The sequence below is a fragment of the Cryobacterium sp. TMT2-18-2 genome, from assembly GCF_004402245.1.
In the GTDB taxonomy this organism is placed as follows: Bacteria; Actinomycetota; Actinomycetes; order Actinomycetales; family Microbacteriaceae; genus Cryobacterium; species Cryobacterium sandaracinum.
Window position 1 is genome coordinate 169344 of the sequence record NZ_SOFU01000013.1, and the last position, 19496, is coordinate 188839.

General features: G+C 68.8%; 19 protein-coding genes. 11 read left to right on the plus strand and 8 right to left on the minus strand.

Features of this window, described 5'->3' with window-relative positions:
- Positions 1-77: 77 nt before the first annotated feature.
- Genes E3O22_RS04845 through paaA form a run of 6 tightly spaced genes read right to left on the minus strand, consistent with a single transcriptional unit; the run spans position 78 to position 4690 of the window.
- Positions 78-851, minus strand: a complete 774-nt coding sequence (locus E3O22_RS04845; RefSeq protein WP_134394009.1) for an enoyl-CoA hydratase/isomerase family protein — start codon at positions 849-851, stop codon at positions 78-80.
- 48 nt (positions 852-899) lie between these two features.
- A complete protein-coding gene (gene paaE, locus E3O22_RS04850; protein ID WP_134394010.1) occupies positions 900-2051 on the minus strand; it encodes a 1,2-phenylacetyl-CoA epoxidase subunit PaaE in 1152 nt (383 codons plus the stop codon).
- 2 nt (positions 2052-2053) lie between these two features.
- Positions 2054-2581 (minus strand): 1,2-phenylacetyl-CoA epoxidase subunit PaaD, encoded by a 528-nt coding sequence (gene paaD, locus E3O22_RS04855; protein WP_134394011.1) that lies wholly within the window; start codon positions 2579-2581, stop codon positions 2054-2056.
- Complete coding sequence (gene paaC, locus E3O22_RS04860) at positions 2575-3405, minus strand: 1,2-phenylacetyl-CoA epoxidase subunit PaaC (RefSeq protein WP_134394012.1); 831 nt, start codon at positions 3403-3405, stop codon at positions 2575-2577. Before paaC ends, paaD begins: the two co-directional genes overlap by 7 nt.
- A complete protein-coding gene (paaB, locus tag E3O22_RS04865; protein ID WP_104102564.1) occupies positions 3402-3707 on the minus strand; it encodes a 1,2-phenylacetyl-CoA epoxidase subunit PaaB in 306 nt (101 codons plus the stop codon). The genes paaC and paaB overlap by 4 nt, the downstream gene beginning before the upstream one ends.
- Positions 3707-4690 carry a 1,2-phenylacetyl-CoA epoxidase subunit PaaA gene (gene paaA, locus E3O22_RS04870; protein ID WP_134394013.1) on the minus strand — a complete coding sequence of 328 codons (984 nt, stop codon included), beginning with the start codon at positions 4688-4690 and terminating at the stop codon, positions 3707-3709. The genes paaB and paaA overlap by 1 nt, the downstream gene beginning before the upstream one ends.
- 116 nt (positions 4691-4806) lie before the next feature.
- Here paaA and paaI point away from each other — a divergent pair, with 116 nt between their 5' ends.
- The 7 genes from paaI to E3O22_RS04905 all read left to right on the plus strand — a co-directional run bounded on the left by paaI (position 4807) and on the right by E3O22_RS04905 (position 11454).
- Complete coding sequence (gene paaI, locus E3O22_RS04875) at positions 4807-5241, plus strand: hydroxyphenylacetyl-CoA thioesterase PaaI (protein WP_134394014.1); 435 nt, start codon at positions 4807-4809, stop codon at positions 5239-5241.
- Between the two features lie 33 nt (positions 5242-5274).
- Positions 5275-6585, plus strand: a complete 1311-nt coding sequence (gene paaK / locus E3O22_RS04880) for a phenylacetate--CoA ligase PaaK (RefSeq protein ID WP_134394049.1) — start codon at positions 5275-5277, stop codon at positions 6583-6585.
- Between the two features lie 74 nt (positions 6586-6659).
- A complete protein-coding gene (locus E3O22_RS04885) occupies positions 6660-7295 on the plus strand; it encodes a TetR/AcrR family transcriptional regulator (protein WP_134394015.1) in 636 nt (211 codons plus the stop codon).
- Positions 7296-7349: 54 nt separating this feature from the next.
- A complete protein-coding gene (locus E3O22_RS04890) occupies positions 7350-7748 on the plus strand; it encodes a hotdog fold thioesterase (RefSeq protein ID WP_134394050.1) in 399 nt (132 codons plus the stop codon).
- Between the two features lie 10 nt (positions 7749-7758).
- Positions 7759-8103: a winged helix-turn-helix domain-containing protein gene (locus E3O22_RS04895; RefSeq protein WP_134394016.1), complete on the plus strand. Its 345-nt coding sequence runs from the start codon at positions 7759-7761 to the stop codon at positions 8101-8103.
- Between the two features lie 72 nt (positions 8104-8175).
- The gene (locus tag E3O22_RS04900; protein ID WP_198410568.1) at positions 8176-8688 is read left to right on the plus strand and encodes a universal stress protein; all 513 of its coding nucleotides are present in this window, start codon (positions 8176-8178) and stop codon (positions 8686-8688) included.
- 9 nt (positions 8689-8697) lie between these two features.
- Positions 8698-11454, plus strand: coding sequence for an HAD-IC family P-type ATPase (locus E3O22_RS04905; protein WP_134394017.1), 2757 nt, complete (start codon positions 8698-8700; stop codon positions 11452-11454).
- A 94-nt stretch (positions 11455-11548) separates the two neighbouring features.
- Here E3O22_RS04905 and E3O22_RS04910 read toward each other — a convergent pair whose 3' ends face one another.
- Complete coding sequence (locus E3O22_RS04910) at positions 11549-13690, minus strand: DEAD/DEAH box helicase (protein ID WP_134394018.1); 2142 nt, start codon at positions 13688-13690, stop codon at positions 11549-11551.
- 260 nt (positions 13691-13950) lie between these two features.
- Between E3O22_RS04910 and E3O22_RS04915 the strand changes: the two genes are divergently transcribed.
- The 3 genes from E3O22_RS04915 (at position 13951) to E3O22_RS04925 (ending at position 16771) form a co-directional block, all read left to right on the plus strand.
- The gene (locus E3O22_RS04915; RefSeq protein WP_134394019.1) at positions 13951-14430 is read left to right on the plus strand and encodes a GNAT family N-acetyltransferase; all 480 of its coding nucleotides are present in this window, start codon (positions 13951-13953) and stop codon (positions 14428-14430) included.
- Positions 14431-14492: 62 nt separating this feature from the next.
- Complete coding sequence (locus E3O22_RS04920) at positions 14493-15605, plus strand: aromatic acid exporter family protein (RefSeq protein WP_134394020.1); 1113 nt, start codon at positions 14493-14495, stop codon at positions 15603-15605.
- Positions 15606-15703: 98 nt separating this feature from the next.
- Positions 15704-16771 (plus strand): alpha/beta hydrolase, encoded by a 1068-nt coding sequence (locus E3O22_RS04925; RefSeq protein WP_134394021.1) that lies wholly within the window; start codon positions 15704-15706, stop codon positions 16769-16771.
- Positions 16772-16953: 182 nt separating this feature from the next.
- Here the strand turns inward: E3O22_RS04925 and E3O22_RS04930 are convergent, their stop codons facing one another.
- The gene (locus E3O22_RS04930; protein ID WP_134394022.1) at positions 16954-17718 is read right to left on the minus strand and encodes an IclR family transcriptional regulator; all 765 of its coding nucleotides are present in this window, start codon (positions 17716-17718) and stop codon (positions 16954-16956) included.
- A gap of 128 nt (positions 17719-17846) precedes the next feature.
- Here E3O22_RS04930 and hutH point away from each other — a divergent pair, with 128 nt between their 5' ends.
- Complete coding sequence (gene hutH / locus E3O22_RS04935) at positions 17847-19397, plus strand: histidine ammonia-lyase (protein WP_241976519.1); 1551 nt, start codon at positions 17847-17849, stop codon at positions 19395-19397.
- Positions 19398-19496 lie beyond the last annotated feature (99 nt).

Below are 19496 nucleotides of genomic sequence, written 5' to 3' on the forward strand. Positions count from 1 at the left end.
GCGCCAAGGGCGGCGCGCGGGTGCTGCGGGCGGACAGGGACGGGACCGGTCAGTCGCGGCCGGTCAGTCGCGGCCGGTCAGTCGCGGCCGGTGAACGCGGGCTTGCGCTTTTGCTGGAAGGCGGCGAAGCCCTCCCGGTAATCAGCGGTGTCGCAGAGGGCCGCCTGCGCCCGGTTCTCGGCGGCGACGCTCTGCCAGAGGCCGAGCCGGTCGTCCCGGAGGGCGCGCACGAGCTCCTTGCTGGCGAGGAACGCCTGAGTTGCCCCCTGTGCGGCCCGTTGGGCGGCCGTCGACGTGGCAGCCGTCACCTCGTCGGCCGGGAAGACCTGGCTGAACAGGCCGGAGGCCACGGCCTCCGCGCCCGACATGAGCCGGCCGGAGTAGATCAGGTCGAGAGTGCGGTGCGCGCCGAGCCGGTCGACGAACAGGGCATGGCCGCCGGAATCCAGCGTGGCACCGAGGTTCGCGAACGGGGACCCGATCTTCGCGGTGTCAGCCACGTAGACGACATCCGTGGCGATCAGCAGGCCGAGGCCTACCCCGAGGCAGGCCCCGGTCGCGGCGGCGAAGGTGGGCGCCGGGAAGGCGCTCATGCGCTGCAGCAACGGCGTGACGAGTCCCCCCAGGAAACCCATCACATCGTCGTCGCTCGGGTCGACGCCCGCGATGTCACGGCCCGCGCAGAATGCGCGGCCCTCGCCGCGCAGCACGAGGGCGCGCACGCCGGCCGCCTCCGCGGTCTCGTATGAGGCCGCGAGCTCGGCGAGGCCTGCCTCGTCGAGCGCGTTCAGCTTGTCGGGGGCGTTCAGGACGACGTAGGCCACGTCGTCCCGGATGGACAGCTCGATCACGGGAACCGCTTTCTGCGCTTGCGCGCCATACCTGATGGGCGAGTGGCGCTACACGTCGTAGTCGACGACGACCCGGTCGGTCGTTGGGTGCGACTGGCAGGTGAGCACGTAGCCGCGGGCCAGTTCGTCCGGTTCGAGGGCGTAGTTCTCGGTCATCGTGACGTCACCGCTGACGAGCTTGGCGCGGCAGGTGCCGCACACTCCCCCGGCGCAGGCAAACGGAACGTCCGGCCGCACACGCAGGGCTGCGTTCAGGATGCTCTCCTTCGCGTTGACGGGCGTGGTCACCGTGGCGCTCTCGCCGTCGAGCGTGAACTCGATCTCGAAGGTCTTGTCGCCGATTTCGACGACCACCGGCCGCCCGGTGTCGCCGGCCGCGTGTGTCGGCTCCCCCGTCGTGAACAGTTCGAACCGGATGTGGCCCGGCTCGACGTCCACGCTCTCCAGCGTGTCGCGGCACAACTGCACCAGTTCGAACGGCCCGCAGAGGAACCACTCGTCGACGGCGGCGGGACGGATGATGCTGGCCAGCATCAGGCGCAGCTTCTCCTCGTCGATCCGGCCGGAGAGCAGGGCGGAGGAGCGGGACTGGCGCGAGAGAACGTGGTGCAGTGCCAGCCGGGCCGGGTACCGGTCTTTCAGGTCGGCGAGTTCGTCGAGAAACATCACGTCGAGCGCGGTGCGGTTCGTGTAGACGAGCGTGAAGCGGGAGGTCTCCGAGCGTTCGAGCACGGTGTGCGCGAGCGACATCAGCGGCGTGATCCCGCTGCCGGCGGCGATTCCGACGATGTGCTTGTCGTCCAGAGTATCCAGCGCAGTGGTGAACGTACCCTGTGGGCTCATCACGTCAAGGCGGGCCCCGGCCCGGAGTTCGGTGTTCGCCCAGCTGGAGAAGACCCCGCCGAGGTCGCGCTTGATCGCGACGCTGACCGAGCCGAGCGCGTGCGGACGACAGATCGAGTAGCTGCGGCGCAACTCCCGGCCGCCGATCGTGGCGCGCAACGCCAGGTGCTGCCCGGGGTCGTAGTCGAACTCCCCCTGCAATTCCTCGGGAACCAGGAAGGTCACCTCGACGCTGTCCTGGGTGAGCTGACGCACCTCGCCGACGGCGAGGGTGTGGAACCGGGCGCGGCGCTTCGTAGGCTCGGCGGCAAGGTCGAGAACGGCTGAATCGGTACTGCCCAGATTGAGTGCGGCCATGGTTACAACACCTTGAAGTAGTCGAACGGTTCGAGGCAGTCCCGGCACTCGTAGAGCGCCTTGCACGACGTCGAACCGAAGCGGGCGAGTTCCCGCGTATTCAGTGAGGAGCAGCGCGGGCACTTGACCGCGAGTTGGAGTCGGACGGCGCCGGTCGGGCGCACGCCGGAGTGGCCGGTCGGGGCGGCGATGCCATAACTGACCAGCTTCGCCTTGCCCTCCTCGCTCATCCAGTCGGTGGTCCAGGCCGGGGCGAGCACGAGTTCCACGGTGACGTTCTGGTAGTGGGCATCGGTGAGGGCCGCCCGGACGTCGTCGCGCATGGCCTCCATCGCGGGGCATCCGCTGTAGGTCGGCGTAAGGATGACGTGGGTTCCGTCGGCCGAAACGGCGACCGACCGGAGCACTCCCAGGTCTTCAATCGTGAGTACGGGGACCTCCGGATCGCAGACCTCGGCGGCGATGTCCCAGGCCTTCTGCGACGCCGCGTCGCCCGGACGCGGACGGGCGAGGGAGGCCGCGGTCACCATTTCGCGCCGGGGTGCGCCCGCGCCAGCACCTGCATCTCGGCGAGCAACGGCCCGAGGTTCTCGGAGTGGTCGCCGCGGCGCCCGCCCCCGGAGGAGATGAAGCCGCGGGGAACCTCGAGCTCGGCTTCGGCGAGCACGGGGAACATGGCGCCCAGGACTGAGGCCTGGAGGGAGGACGGCCGCACGGCGACGCCCTCCAGCCGGTCGATCGACGGCTCGTCGACGAAGAGCTCCTCCACGAACGGCCATAGGTCGGAGAGACCGGTGATCATGCGCCGGCGGGATTCCTCGGTACCCTGAGCGAGACGCAGCACCCACTGGATGGAATGGTCGCGGTGGTAGTCGACCTCCTTGACGGCCTTAGCCGCGATCGCGGCGAGCGTCGCATCCGTCGACCGCGTCAGCGCACTGTAGAGCTCGAACAGGTAGTGTGCCGCGATGAACTGCCGGGCGATCGTGTGCGCGAAGTCGCCGTTGGGCTGCTCGAACAGGTGCGCCGAGCGCCACTGGGGTTCGTCACGCCAGTACGCCAGGTCGTCCTCGGTTCGGCCGGATTCGGCCCCGGCGTAGTGCAGCAGGGAACGGGCGTGCCCGATCAGGTCGAGGGCGATGTTTCCGAGGGCGATGTCCTCTTCCAGCTCCGGGGCGCGGGAGATCCACCAGCCCAGGTTCTGGGCCAGCACGAGCGAGTCGTCGCCGAGCCAAAGCGCGTATTCCGCCACGTCGTGCGAGGCGACGGATGCCGCTTCGACCAGTTCCGCGGAGAGCTGGACCGTGTCGACGTCGACGTGGCCGTGGCCGTCCTGTTCGATGGTGTCGCTCACAGGTGCTTCACCCCTTCGCTCTTCGTGTAATAGCTCGCGTGGCGGTAGTTCTTGCCGGCGGGCGATTCGAAGAAGGCACCCTTCGCATCCGGATCGCTCGTGGTGATCGCGTCGGCAGGCACGACCCAGATCGAGACGCCCTCATTGCGGCGGGTATAGAGGTCACGCGCGTTGCGCACCGCGAGGGTGGCGTCGGGAGCGTGCAGGGAACCCACGTGGGTGTGGCTGATTCCGCGGCTGGAGCGCACGAAAACCTCCCAAAGGGGCCAGATCTCCTTCTCGGATGCACCGGGAGCGCTCATTATGCGACCGCCTTCACGGCCTGCTTGGCGGCGTACGCGGCAGCAGCCTCACGCACCCACTGACCCTCGTCGTGCGCATCGCGGCGGCGCTGGAGACGCCTGGCGTTCGCCGGTCCGCGGCCCGCGAGCACCTCGTGGAATTCGGTCCAGTCGATTTCGCCCATGTCGTACGCGCCCTTGTCTTCGTTCCAGCGCAGGTCCGGGTCCGGCAGCGTCACACCGAGCACCTCGGCCTGCGGCACGAGCATTCCGACGAAGCGCTGGCGCAGGTCGTCGTTGGAGAACCGCTTGATGTTCCAGGCCATCGACTGCGCCGAGTTGGGCGAGTCGTCATCGGGCGGCCCGAACATCTGCAGGGCCGGCCAGTACCAGCGGTTGACCGATTCCTGGGCCATCTCGCGCTGGGCGGTCGTGCCGTTCATCAGCTCGAGCAGGATCTCGAAGCCCTGCCGCTGGTGGAAGGACTCCTCCTTGCAGATGCGCACCATGGCGCGCCCGTACGGACCGTAGGACGCGCGGCAGAGCGGCACCTGGTTGCAGATCGCGGCGCCGTCGACGAGCCAGCCGATGGCGCCCATGTCGGCCCAGGTGGGGCTCGGGTAGTTGAAGATCGACGAGTAGCGCGCCTTGCCGGCGATGAGCTGCTCCGTCATCAGGTCACGGCTGATGCCGAGGGTCTGCGCGGCCGAATAGAGGTAGAGGCCGTGGCCGGCCTCGTCCTGCACCTTGGCCAGCAGGATCGCCTTGCGCTTCAGGCTGGGCGCCCGGGTGATCCAATTGCCCTCCGGCTGCATCCCGATGATCTCGGAGTGCGCGTGCTGGGAAATCTGGCGGATGAGGGTCTTGCGGTAGCCGTCCGGCATCCAATCACGCGGCTCGATTCGCGAATCGGCGGCAATCAGGTCGTTGAACTGCTGCTCCTCGGCCGACACCGTGGCGGCGCTGTCCGGAGCGATAGCGTAGGGAACTGGCGGGATTGTCATCGTTGACTCCTGGGTTTGGCGAACTTTTACCAACCGATCGTTCAGTTAGTATATGGTTTCCCTACGACCCCCACAACCATGCGTTGCGGCCCGCGGAACTCAATGAGGAGAACCACATGACGGAAGTTTTACCGCCCTCCAACGGGGCAATGATGGAGAACGACCGGGCATCGGCCGCACTCGGCATGGTCGTGCACGCCTCAGAGCCCGGCCGCGCGGTCGTCTCCATGCTCCTGCGGGACGACATGATGAACGGCTTCGACGTGACGCACGGCGGGATCGTCTTCGCTCTGGCCGACACCGCGTTTGCGATCGCCTGCAACGACGACCACCACGTCACGCTCGCGTCGGGCGCCGACATCACCTTTCTGAAGCCCACCGCCGCCGGGCAGACCCTCACCGCGACCGCCGTGCTGCGCACCAAGAGCGGTCGCTCCGGACTGTATGACGTGCGCGTTGCCAACGAGCACAGTGTGCCGGTGGCGGAGTTCCGTGGGCGCAGCCGCACCACCAACTTTCCCGTGCCCGGTTCCGTCGCTCCCCTACTTTAGATCCGTATTCCACCAGGAGGCCCCATGTCAACGATGACCAAGACCCGCTTGCACGCCCCGGCCCAGGATGAACTCGATCCCGAGGAGCGGATGTCCCGTGACGAACTGCAGGCGTTACAGCTGACCCGGCTGCAGAAGACCGTACGGCTCGCCTACCAGAACGTACCTCTCTATACCCGCAAGTTCGACGAGGCGGGAGTGCACCCGGACGACATCCGTACCCTGGACGATGTGGCCCTGCTGCCCTTCACGACCAAGGACGACCTGCGCGTCTCCTACCCGTTCGGCATGTTCGCGGTGCCGATGGACCAGGTCGCGCGCATCCACACCTCCTCAGGGACCACCGGGCTGCCGACCGTCGTCGGTTACACGAAGAATGACCTCAGGATGTGGGCGGGCCTGGTGGCGCGCAGCCTTCGCGCCTCCGGCGTGCGGCCCGGCATGCGCGTGCACAACGCGTACGGTTACGGCCTCTTCACCGGCGGCCTCGGCGCGCACGCGGGCATCGAAGCGCTGGGCGCCACCGCCATCCCGATGTCCGGCGGCCAGACCAACAAGCAGGTCAAGATGATCCAGGACTTCGAACCGGACGTCATCATGGCCACGCCCAGCTACCTGCTGACGATCACGGATGCGATGGTTGCGGCCGGCATGGACCCTCGCTCGTCCAGCCTGAAAGCGGGCGTGCTCGGCGCAGAGCCGTGGACCAATCAGATGCGGCTCGAGCTGGAAGACCGCCTCGACTTCGACGCGCTCGATATCTACGGGCTCAGCGAGGTGATGGGCCCGGGCGTGGGCAACGAGTGCATCGAGACGAAGGACGGGCCGCACCTCTGGGAGGACAACTTCCTGCCCGAGATCATCGACGGCGACAGCGGACTCGTGCTGCCTGACGGCACCCAGGGTGAGCTCGTGTTCACGTCACTGACCAAGGAAGCGTTCCCGGTCATCCGTTACCGAACCCGCGACCTGACCCGCCTGCTGCCCGGCTCGGCCCGCCCCGGCATGCGCCGGATGGAGAAGATCACCGGTCGCAACGACGACATGATCATCCTGCGCGGCGTCAACCTGTTCCCGACCCAGATCGAGGAGATCGTGCTCAGCATCCCGAGCCTCTCCCCGCACTTCGTGATCGAGCTGACCCGGCCGAATCGGATGGACGAACTGACCGTTCGGATCGAACGGCACGAGCACGCCAGCGATGCGGCCTCCGACATCGCCTCAGCGCTGCTGATCCATAAGATCAAGGACCTGATCGGGTCCAGCGTCAACGTGTTGATCGTCGAACCCGGTACGCTCGAGCGCAGCACCGGCAAGCACAAGCGTGTCTACGACCTGCGCTGAGTCTGCCGCACAACCCGCGCAGCCACGGGCCGGTCGCTCCTCCGGGAACCCGGCCCGTGACAGACTTCTCGATTATGTCTGAACCAGCCCTGGCCAAACGTGGCCGCCCCGGATACGACCAGCCCGCCATCCTCGAGGTGGCGGTCGCCGCCTTCAACGAGTTCGGTTACGACGCCACCTCGATGGGCGTGCTCGCGACCCGCCTCGGCCTGTCGAAATCGGCGATCTACCACCACTTCACCTCGAAGGAGGAGCTGCTGGAACAGGCTCTCGGCGAGGCCCTCGACGGACTCGAAGGGGTGCTGCTCAAGCAGAGCGCCCAGTGCGGCCCGGCCATCGACCGGCTCGCCGCGGTGCTGCGCGGAGCCGTGGAGGTGCTCACCTCCCGGCTGCCCTACGTGACGCTGCTGCTGCGGGTGCGCGGCAACACGGATGTCGAGCGCGCCGCGCTCGCCCGCCGCCGCGCATTCGACCGGGCCGTGTCCGCCCTCGTGGTGGAGGCCCGCGACGAGGGTTCCCTGCGCGGCGACATCGACCCTCGGATCGTGACCCGGCTGCTGTTCGGCATGGTGAACTCGATCGTGGAGTGGTACCGGCCGGAGGGGCCGGAAGATGCCGGGCAACTCGCCAACGATGTGCTCGCGGTGGCGCTCGACGGGCTGCGGGTGGCGCCGGGCTCGCGGGTCTCGGCGCGCCCGACCACCGGATAGAGGAGAAAAGTGAACGAGAACTGGAAGATCACGCTCGGCGAACTTGACGAGAAGATGGGCGTGACCATTGTCGAGCAGTCCGCGGAGCGGGTCGTCGCGACGATGCCGGTGGAGGGCAACCGGCAGTCCTTCGGGCTGCTGCACGGCGGGGCATCCGTCGCCTTCGCCGAAGCACTCGGCTCGTGGGCTGCCGTGATTCATGCGGGCCCGGGGCGAAGCGCGGTGGGCCTCGACATCAACGCGACCCACCACCTCGCGGCGCGGTCGGGAATCGTGACCGGGGTGGCGACGGCCATCCGGCTCGGGCGTACGATCGCCTGCCACGAGATCGTGATCAGCGACGACCAGGGCCGTCGGCTGTGCACTGCACGCATCACGAACCTGATCGTCGACGCGCCCGACCGACCGCCGTTCGTGCCCCGGGCGCAAGACGGCGCGAGACCGGTGGACTAATCTCACTTACATGAACGCATCGGACCCTGACCAGGAGCCCCGGCCCAACCCCGGGAGCGACGCCCGCTGGACGTTCCTGACCAACCACGCCCACGTGCTCGTCACGATCGCGCGGGATCCACAGTGCCGGATGCGCGAGGTGGCCTCCCGGGTGGGCGTCACCGAGCGCGGCGCCCAGAAGATCATCGCCGATCTCGTGGCGAGCGGGTACATCACGAGAACCCGGGTCGGGCGGCGCAACAGCTACCAGATCGCCCCCGGGCGACCATTCCGGCATCCGGTGTCCGAAGGCCACGAACTCGACGAGCTGCTCGCCGTGCTCGTGCCGGTCCCACCCCCCACGTTGGACACCTGAACGGCAGTTCGCTAATCTGGGAGTGTTCTGATCGTTTCTGCGTCATTCATCCCCCAGTTCGGAGAGTCCGCCGTGAGCACCGAAGGCACCACCCCCGCAGGTACACCGGAAACCGCCGAGGCATCCACGCCGGCGCCGTCGCCGGCCGGTGGCATCGTCGTCGGCCACGACGGCTCGGCCTTCGCAGACCACGCGCTCACCACGGCGTTCGAGCTCGCCGCACCGTTGCACGCCCCGGTCGTGATCGTGCGCGCCTGGTCAATCGACACCGCACCCAGGCCCGCGAACTGGGAGTTCGGCTACGTGTCGACGTTCGCCGAATACTCGGAGGCGGTTCGGGCCGCACTGATCGAGGACACCGCTGTGCTGGTGCATGCCTTCCCGCACGTGAGCGTCGACTACCGGGCCGTGCATGCGGGGCCTGCCCGCAGCCTGATCGAGGTGTCGCGTGAGGCACGGATGCTCGTGGTCGGTTCCCGCGGGCGCGGCAACCTGGCTGGACTGTTGTTGGGCTCGGTCAGCGACCAGTGCACCCGGCTCTCGGTCTGCCCGGTGCTGGTGACGCGCAAACGGCCGAATCGCTGACCCAGACGGATGCCCACCACCTCTCCCGCAGCGGCGGCCACCGAGCACGCCGCCTGGCACACCCTCTCGGCCGCTGGAACCATGGCGGCGCAGGACGTCGACGCCCGCACCGGGCTCGCCGCATCCGAGGTCGACGACCGCCGTCGGCGATACGGACCGAACCTGCTGCGTAAGCCGAACCGCGTGCCGACCTGGCGCAAGATCGTGCGCCTTCTCGGCGAGAAGATGACGATCGTGCTCCTGGTGGCCGCGGTCGTCAGCGCCGTCGTCTCGCGGGAACTCGAGACGCCGATCGTAATCCTGGTCGTGATCATCCTCAACACCGTTCTGAATTATGTGCAGGAGCGGCGGGCCGAGAGTAGCCTTCAGGCGCTGCAGCAACTGTCGGAAGGCAAGGCCGTCGCTCGGCGGGACGGAACCGAACTCGAGGTGCAATTCTCCGATCTTGTGCCGGGCGACATCGTGCTCCTCGACGCCGGGGACTCCGTTCCGGCGGACGGTCGCATCATCGAGAATGCCGGTTTGCAGGTGGCCGAGGCGACTCTGACCGGGGAATCCGAGCCGGTCGGGAAGACGATTCCCGCTCTGGACGATGCGGAACTGCCGCTCGCAGACCGCACCAACATGCTTTTCATGAACACCCTGGTCACCCGCGGCCGCGCCACCATGGTGGTCACCGACACCGGCATGGGCACGGCCGTCGGCGGCATCGCGGTGCTGTTGAACGAGGTGAAGAACGACAAAACACCGTTGCAGCGGAGGATCGACCAGCTGGCCCAGCTGCTCACCGTTGCGGCGCTGGTCGTGGTGGCGATCGTCTTCGTGCTGGGCCTCCTGCGCGGGGACTCCTGGACCGAGCTGCTGATCACCGCCGTCTCGCTGGCCGTGGCGACCATTCCTGAGGGTCTCACCGCGGTCGTCGCGTTCACCCTGGCGATGGGCGCTTCGCGGCTGGCCGCCCGAGGCGCCATCATCAAGCAGCTCTCGGCGGTGGAAACCCTCGGCAGCGTCAGCCATATCGCCACCGATAAGACCGGCACGCTGACCATGAACGAGATGACGGCCCGCCGACTGCACACCCATGACCGCGATTTCCGCATCACCGGCGAGGGCTACTCCACCGACGGCCGGATCCTCACTGGCGATGACCGTCCCCTACCTGACCTCACCGAGGCGTTCCTGACCATGGCCCTGTGCAATGACGCCGTACTGAACGACGGCATGCTGGTCGGCGACCCCACCGAAGGAGCCCTGGCCGTACTCGCCGAGAAGGGCGGCATCGACGTCGCAGCTGCGAGGCGGACCCACCCCCGGGTAGCCGAAGTGCCCTTCGACTCCGACTACAAATTCATGGCCACATTCCACCGGCCGGCAGAGCCGACGACCGGACTGCCGCGACCGCCCGGACACCGCTGCTTCGCCAAGGGCGCACCGGGCGCACTGCTGCCCCTGACCGACTCGGTGCTCACCGACGACGGCATCCGCCCTCTCGATGCCACCATGCAGCAACGAATCCACGACACCATCCAGGAACTGGCCGGTGAGGGTCTGCGCACGATCATGGTCGCCGGACGCACCCTCGACGCCGGCACCGTTCCGGGCGACGACTCGGGTCGCTCCCTGGTCACCGGGCTGACCCTCTACGCCATCGTCGGAATCGTCGATCCACCCCGGGTTGAGGCGGCCAAGGCCATCGCGGTGGCGCTCGGCGCCGGCATCCGCGTGCACATGATCACGGGCGACCATCTTGTGACGGCCTCGGCCATCGCCCGCAACCTGGGCCTGCCCGGAGAGGCTGCTGCCGGTCCGACGCTGGACGACCTCGACGACCACGCGCTCGCCGCCCGGGCCGCTGACTACGGGGTGCTCGCCCGGGTCACCCCGGCACACAAGATCCGGGTGGTCAGGGCGTTGCAGGCCGGCGGCAATGTCGTTGCAATGACCGGTGATGGCGTCAACGACGCGCCGGCCCTGAAGCAGGCCGACATCGGCATCGCCATGGGTATCACCGGCACGGATGTCTCCAAAGGCGCCGCAAACATGATCCTCACCGACGACAACTTCTCCACGATCGTCGCCGCGGTGCGGGAGGGACGCGGCATCTACGCCAACATCCTGAAGTTCGTCAGGTTCCAGCTGACTACGGCGTGGGGATTCGTGCTCATCTTCCTGATCGCGGGCGTCACCGGGTGGGCCGCGGGCGCGCCGTTCACGGCGCTTCAGATCCTCTGGGTCAACATCATCATGGACGGCCCACCCGCACTGGCGCTCGGCTTGGATCCGGCCGAACCCGGAACGATGAGCCGTCCTCCGCGCCCGTCCGACGAACCTCTGCTCACCCGGGACAGGATGCTGCGTATTCTCGGGCTCGGCCTCGTCATGGCCGCGGGAACCCTGACCGTGTTGATCCAGGCGTCCGCCCTGTTCCCGGACAGTGCGGGCAACGCGGCCTTCGCCACCACCCTCGCGTTCACAACCTTCGTCTTCTACCAGGTGTTCAACCTGCTCAACGTGCGCTCGGACACCCACTCCGTTTTCTCACTCCAGACGTTCACCAACCGCAGCATCTGGCTGGCACTCACCGCCGTGATCATCCTGCAGGTCCTCGTGGTGCAGCTGGACGTGCTCCAGGGACTCTTCGACACGACCTCCCTCACGTCGGCCCAGTGGGGTCTGTGCGTGCTGGTCGGGTCGTCGGTGCTCTGGATCGAGGAGGCCCGAAAAGCCATCGTGCGGGCAGCCGGGCATCGCGCAGCTCGCCGCTGAGGCCTGCCCGCCCCGCAACGCGAGAAGAGGCACCCACCGTGACGGCGGATGCCCATTCTCGCGTTATTTCAGGAGGTGATGGAGTTGCTGCCGACTACATTCCGGCGAGGTCGCGCACCGACGTGTCGCCGGGGGCCGCGTTCGTGAAGGAGGCCTCGATCTCGGCGCGGCCCAGCAGCTCATCCATGCGGCGGCGACGCTGCTTCGGGATGAGCGTGACGACGGTACCGGACTTGCCGGCGCGCCCGGTACGACCGGAGCGGTGCAGGTAGGTCTTGTATTCGTCTGGAGCGTCGGCCTGGATGACCAGGTCGATGTCATCCACGTGGATGCCGCGAGCCGCGACATCCGTCGCCACCAGCACGTTGACGCGACCGCTGGTCAGCATCTGCAGGTTGCGCGTGCGTCGAGCCTGGTTCAGGTCGCCGTGCAGGCTGGTGGCCTTCACGCCGGCGTCTTCGAGCTGCTCGGCGAGCTGTTCGGCGTAGGCACGGGTGCGCGAGAAGATCAGCGTCTTGCCCTGGCGGTCGACGAGCTGGCCGATGATGGCGCTCTTGTCGCGGTGCTCGATGACGAGCACGCGGTGATCGATGGTGGAGGAGGCCTGATCTTCGCCGGCAACCTCGTGCACGGCCGGGTTGATCAGGAATTCCTTGACCAGCTGGGCGACGCCCTTGTCGAGGGTGGCCGAGAAGAGTAGCTTCTGGCCGCCCTTCTTGGTCTGGCGCAGGATGCGCTGAACCGGCTCGAGAAAGCCCAGGTCGCACATGTAGTCGGCCTCGTCAAGGACGGTGACGACGACCTCGCTCAGGTCGAGGCGACCCTGCTCGATGAGGTCTTCGATGCGGCCGGCGGTGCCGATGATGATGTCCACGCCACGCTGGAGGGCGCTGACCTGGCGGTACTGCGGAACGCCGCCGTAGATCTGGGTGGTGAAGAGGCCGACGCTGCGGGCGATGGGCTGGATGGTGCGGTCGATCTGCAGAGCCAGCTCACGGGTCGGGGCCAGAATGAGCGCGCGAGGCTTGCGGGCCATCTTGCGGTCCTTGGCGCCGTTGTTCTCCAGCAGCTTCTCCACGAGGGGAGCGCCGAAGGCGATGGTCTTGCCGGAACCTGTCTTGCCACGGCCCAGCACGTCGCGCCCGGCGAGGACGTCCGGGATGGTCGCGGCCTGGATCGGGAACGGAGTCGCGGCACCGAGGGTAGCGAGCTCGCGCACGATGTTCTCACCGAGGCCCAGGTCGCCGAAGGTCACGCCGACGACTTCGGCGGCCGTGGTCGCGATGGCTTCGAGGCGCTCAAGCACGACGTCGTCACCGGCGGCGAAGTGCGCCTTGGTGTCGCGGTCGGGGTAGAAGTTGCTGGAGTGGCCGCCATCGGATGCCGAGCGGGCCGGACGCGCCGGACGATCGGAGTGCGAACGCTCGGAACGGTCGTAGCCGCCACGCTCGGTGCGGGCCGGACGGTCGCCGTAGGACGGACGGTCGTTGTTATACGCCGGACGGTCGGTGCGCGGGGCGCGGTCGCCGTAGGACGAACGGTCGTTGTTGTACGCCGGACGGTCGGTGCGCGGGGCACGGTCGCCGTAGGACGGACGGTCGTTGTTGTACGCCGGACGATCCGTGCGCGGAGCGCGGTCGCCGTACGACGGACGGTCGTTGTTATACGCCGGACGATCCGTACGCGGACGGTCGTTGTTATAAGACGGACGATCCGTACGCGGACGGTCGTTGTTATAAGACGGACGATCCGTACGCGGGGCGCGGTCGCCGTACGACGGACGATCCGTACGCGGGGCGCGGTCGCCGTACGACGGACGATCCGTACGCGGGGCGCGGTCGCCGTACGACGGACGATCGTTGTTATACGCCGGACGGTCCGTGCGCGGACGGTCGTTGTTGTACGACGGGCGGTCTCCGCGCGGGGCTCCACCGGAAGAGGGACGGTCGCTGCGATTCGGGCGGTCGCCATAGGCGGGGCGCTCGGAGCGCTGGCCGTAGGCCGGGCGGTCGTTGCCGGCAGGGCGGCCGTTGCCGGCAGGGCGGCCGTTGCCGTAGGCGGGACGGTCATTGCCTGCGGGGCGGCCGGCGGCACGGTCGGCACGCTCGCCGGCGTTCCACCGCGCTTTCTTGGGTGCACCCTCGGCGGCGTTGTGGCCGCGGTGTCCGGGACTCTTGCTGCCGCCCTTGGACGGTCCACCCTTGGCGGAGTACTTGGGATCGAAGTTCTTAGGCATGGAAAATGTTCCTGGGTTGTATTGGGTACATGGCAGAACAACGCCGCACACGCGACGCAACCTGAGAACCCGGGCAGTCTATGGCCGGGGCCGTTCACATACAGTGATTTTTCACCAGCGGATTACTGGGAAACCGGCCCATCCTGACTTACAAACCCATCCGCGCACACAAAAAAACGCGGTGTCAAGAGCCGACCTGTCTACGTTACCTGATCGATGCCGCAATGTCACGGTTCACCTTCACCGCTTACTCTGTTCACATGCTGACGTCCATCACCATTGAGTCCCCGCGGCAGCCGGAGATCGCCGAGTTGCTGCGACTGAGCGGCGATTACGCCCACTCGCTGTACCCACCGGAGAGCAACTTTCTGCTCGACGTCGACGAGCTCGAGCAGCCGGGTGTCGCCGTGTACGTCGTGCGGGATGCGAGGGCCCGCGCCCTGGGAATCGCCGCACTGGTGGGTGGGGCCGGCACCGCCAGCGCGGCGGAGCTGAAGCGCATGTTCGTTCACCCCGATGCCCGGGGCCGCGGCGTGGCCGCCCGCCTGCTGGCGGGGATCGAGACGGATGCCGCGGCCCGCGGCATCCGAGAAATCGTGCTGGAGACCGGGCCGGAGAGCCATGCGGCGCTCTCCTTCTATCGGAGCGTCGGCTACCGGGAGGTTCCCCTGTTCGGTCAGTACGTGGGCGAAGCCTTCAGCGTCTGCTTCGCCAAGACGATCCCGGGAACCCGGCCATGACCCGGGAGCGGGCAACCGCCGGCACTTCGGCGCAGGTGAGTGTGCATCGCGCACGGAGGACGGTGTCCTGGCTGGGAGTGGCCGCGACCAGCCCGAGAATCGTGCAGGCGGTCAAGGCCGCCATCGCCGTCGCCATCGCCTGGTCGATCGCGCCGTTGCTGCCTGGTGTGGCCGACGACTACCCCTACTACGCCCCGTTGGGCGCGCTAGTGAGCATGTACCCGACGCTAATGAGTTCGGTGCGGAACGCCCTGCAGACCCTGGGCGGCCTCACCGTCGGAATCCTGCTCGCGGGGGCGGTCATTGTTTTGAGCGAGCCGAACGTTCTCACCATCTCGCTCGCGGTCGGCGTCGGCGCCGCGATCTCGGCCACCGGCTGGTTCGGCGCGAGCCGGGAGTACATCCCGGTGACGGCGCTGTTCGTGCTGATCGTCGGCGGGCCGAATGCCGACGGTTATTCCATCGGGTATCTGGTGCAGATGACGCTGGGAATCGTGATCGGCCTCGCCGTGAACCTCCTCTTCTTTCCGCCGTTGGCCTTCGAAGCCGTCGGCCGGCAGCTGATCCGCTTTCGCCGCACCCTGGCCGACCAGCTCTCGGAGGTGGCCGACGCCCTGGCCGACAGCTGGCCACCTGAACGGGACGGATGGGCCTCCCGCAGTCAGGAGCTCGTGGCGGTCGGCCGTGCGGTGCGCGCGGCGGTCAGCCACGCCGATGACAGTCGCAAGGGCAACCCACGCGCCCACGCGCATCAGCGGGATCTTCGCTCGGACTACGACGAGCTGTCGGCCCTTGAGGACGTGACCTTCCATGTGCGCGACTTGACGGAGGTGCTCGCCGCGGCGGTCTGGGGTCAGCCGGTCCAGCTCGAGTTGCGCCCCGAGTTGCGGCCGGCGCTCGGCCGGACCTTACACGCCGTGGCCGCGGTGCTGCGGGACTGGGACACGGATGATGACGAGCAGGCGGCATTCGCCGAGGCGGATGCCGCCCTGACGGACCTGATGACCGAGCTGGACGAGCGGCGAAACTCTGATCCGGTGACGTCGCTGGGGGTCGCGGCGACGGTCGCGATGGACGTCACCCGCATTCTCACCGCCCTACGGCCGCATATCCTGCCGGAGGCCGACGAGGGCGACCAGGCCGACGCCGCCCCCGACCCGACGCCGACGCGCTGACCCAGGCGAGGATGCCCCACCCCGCCCCCCGAACGGGATTCGGTGAGGCGCGAGAGACGAATTAGTCTCGATGCACTACCCCGCAGCTCGGAGCACACGTGAACACCGGCCCACGCCATCCCCGATTCGGCTCGCATCGCATCCGTTTTCTGACGATTGCCGGCGCGGTGAGCATCGCCATGGCTGCGACGGCCCTCCTCGGCGGCTTCCGCCCCCCGCTGTATTCCGTGACGCCCGACGAACCCGGCGACCAGCGCAGCGAGCTCGTCACGACCCAGATCGTCGGCATCCGAACGTTCGAGCGGCCAGAAGGCATCACGGTCGACGAAAATGTTGAGTACGGCACCCAGGCCGACGGCGCCGTGCTCACCCTCGACGTGTGCTCGCCGACGATCACCTCCACTGCGGAAACGACCCTCGAGGCGGCGCCGCCGGTCGTGCTGTCATCGGAGGGCGCGGCGGCCGCGCTGCGTCCGGCCGTCATCTCCATCCACGGCGGCAGTTGGGCCCGAGGCGACAAGGGCAACAGCGACTGGCGCGCAGTCTGCGCCTGGCTCGCCTCCGAGGGATTCGTCGCCTACTCGGTGAACTACCGGATGGTACCGGATGCCGTGTTCCCCGCCGCGCTCGACGACGTCGCCCTGGCCGTGGAGTGGGCCCGCGACCCCGTCAATGCGCAGACCTACGGCATCGACCCCGACCGGATCGGCGTGTTCGGCGGCTCGGCCGGCGGCAACCTCGCCGCACTGCTCGGCACCCGCGGCTCAGGGTCGCTGACCACGGGGGCCCGGGTCGCCGCGGTCGCCGAACTCTCCGCGCCGCTCGACCTGAGCCACAAGGCGCTGGTCACGGGCCGGGCCCCCGCGGGGCTGCAGAACATTGTGCGCGACTACGTCGGCTGCGAAACCCTGCGCGGCTGCGCCAATGCCACGGCCGCGTCGCCGGCGAGCACCCTCGACCGCAGCGATCCGCCCGTATTCCTCGGCTCGTCGACCGACGAGTACATTCCGCTGTCGCAGGCCACCGGGTATGCGGCGGCACTCGAACGCTCGGGCGTCGCCCACGAGCTCGTGACGGTGCCGGGGACGCTGCACTCGATCGGCATCCTCGACGCCGTCATGCGCGAAAAGGTGGCTGCCTTCCTGCACACGACGCTCGGCGAGTAGCCGCGGGGCCCTCTGGCGGCGGGCCCGCGGTGCGCCGCGTCCTCGCGGCGCAGGGTAGGGAAGCGGGCACATGTCCTAACGTGCGCCCGCTGCCACAGGATGCGCCGCGAGCGTTGTGGAGGCCGCGTGCCCCGGCAGGCAGCGCGCGGGGAGCCGGGGCAGGCGACACATGCGCCGCAGGGCTACGTGCCACGGATGCGCCGGGAGAGCTGCGCGGCGGTGCCGCCGAGCTGCGCGGCGAGCGCCGGCCAGTACTCCTCGGCGATGCGCTCGCGCGGGAAGGTGACGGCGATGCCCGCGGCGGGCCAGCCCGCGTGGTCGCGCACGGCCACGGCGACGGATGCCATCCCCTCCGTGATCTCCCCGTCCTCGAGGGCATACCCGTCCCGGCGCACCTGTTCAAGCAGGGTGCGCAGCTCCGCCCTGGTGCGTGGCCCCCGGCCGTGGCGCGTGACGAAGGCGGCGGCGTTGGGGTACAGCGCCCGCAGCTGGGCTGCCGGCAGCGCGGCGAGGAGCGCACGCCCGCTCGCGGTGAGGTGGCTCGGGAGGCGCACGCCGACATCCGTCACCAGCGACGGGCGCCGGGGGGCACGCTCCTCGACGAGGTAGATCACGTCGCGCCCGTGCAGCACGACGAGGTGGGCGCTCTCACCGAGCCGGTCGACCAGCGCAGCGACGAGCGGACGGCCAAGGCGTGAGAGGGGCTGCTGCCGGGAGAAGCCCGAGCTCAGCTCGAAGGCGGCCAGGCCGAGGCCGTATCGCTGTTCCTCGGGCAGGTGCACCACGAAGCCCTGGTCGGCGAGCACCGCGAGCAGGTCGTAAACGCTCGAGCGGGGCAGCCCGAGGGCCGTGGCGATCTGGGACGCCGGCACCGGGCCACGCTGCGTGGCCAGGTGGGAGAGGATGCGCAGCGTGCTTTGCGCCGCCGGAACCTTCGACGGGGTCATGCGCCTGCCTCCCCGTGAACGGTGTGTGTGAACGGTGTGTGAACGGCACCGAATAAATGTCCGGTATCCCGGACAGTATCAAGCCTAAACCCGTCGTGCGGGCGGCCCGGTTGGTGTCAAATCGGAGGATGAACCTTGCTAGCGCATCTGTCACCGTGGGTACCGGCCCGATCTCGTTCGCCGACGTCACCGCGGTGGCCCGCCACGATGCGCCCGTCCTGCTGCCCGCGGCGGCGCGTGAGGGCGTCGCCTCGACGCGCCGCATCATCGAGGGACTCGCACAGGACGTGCACCCGCACTACGGGATTTCTACCGGCTTCGGGGCTCTTGCGACGACGTTCATCGAGAGCGACCGCCGCGCCCAGCTGCAGGCAAGCCTGGTGCGCTCGCACGCCGCGGGCAGCGGTCCCGAGGTCGAGCGCGAGGTCGTGCGCGCGCTGATGCTGCTCCGCCTGTCGACTCTGATGACCGGGCGCACCGGCGTGCGGCTCGTGGTCGCCGAGACCTACGCGGCCCTGCTCAACGCCGGGATCACCCCCGTCGTACACGAATACGGATCGCTCGGCTGCTCGGGCGACCTCGCACCGCTCGCGCACTGCGCGCTCGCGGTGATGGGCGAGGGTCTGGTGCGGGATGCGTACGGCACCCTGATGGACGGCGGTCTGGCCCTGGCCACGGCCGGCATCACCCCGGTCGTGCTGGCCGAGAAGGAGGGGCTCGCCCTGATCAACGGCACCGACGGCATGCTCGGGATGCTCGTGCTCGCCCTCGCCGACCTGTCCCGCCTGCTCACGACCGCTGACATCGCTGCGGCCATGAGTGTCGAGGCGCTCCTCGGCACGGATGCCGCCTTCGCCGCCGACTTGCAGGCCCTCCGCCCCCAGCTCGGCCAGGCCACGAGCGCGGCCAATCTGCGCGCGCTGCTGGCCGGTTCCCCGCTGCTCGCCAGCCACGCCGGTCCCGACGACCCCACGGTGCAGGACGCCTACTCCCTCCGCTGCGCCCCGCAGGTGCACGGCGCCGCCCGGGACACGATGGACCACGCCGCCCTGATCGCCGGCCGCGAGCTGGCCAGCGCGGTTGACAATCCCGTGGTCACCCTTGACGGCCGGGTGCGGTCCAACGGCAACTTCCACGGCGCCCCGGTGGGCTACGTGCTCGACTTCCTCGCGATCGCCGCGGCGGACGTCGCGAGCATGAGCGAGCGGCGCACCGACCGCCACCTCGACGCGAATCGCAACAAGGGACTGCCGCCGTTCCTGGCGCACGAGGTCGGCGTCGACTCGGGGCTGATGATCGCCCAGTACACCGCCGCCGGGATCGTGTCGGTTTTGAAGCGGCTGGCGGTGCCGGCATCCGTCGACTCGATCCCGTCGTCGGCCATGCAGGAGGACCATGTGTCGATGGGCTGGGCGTCCGCCCGCAAGCTGCGGCACTCGATCGACGGCCTCGGCCGGGTGCTCGCGATCGAGGTGATGACGGCGTCGCGCTCACTCGACCTGCGCGCGCCGCTCGCTCCCGGCGCGGCCACCGGCGCGGTGCGGGCCCTCGTGCGCACGGTGGCCGACGGCCCCGGCCACGACCGGTTCCTCTCCCCCGAGATCGAGGCGATAGTGGGCCTCGTGGCGTCGGGCGCGGTGCGGGATGCCGCGGCGGGCGTGGTCGGGCCGCTGGCCTGAAGCCCGCCAGGCATCGCAGGGCAACACGGACTCCGGGCTGCGTCAATCGCTTGTCGGCCCCACGGGCCCATGTCATGATGTCACCCGCTAACCCGTTGC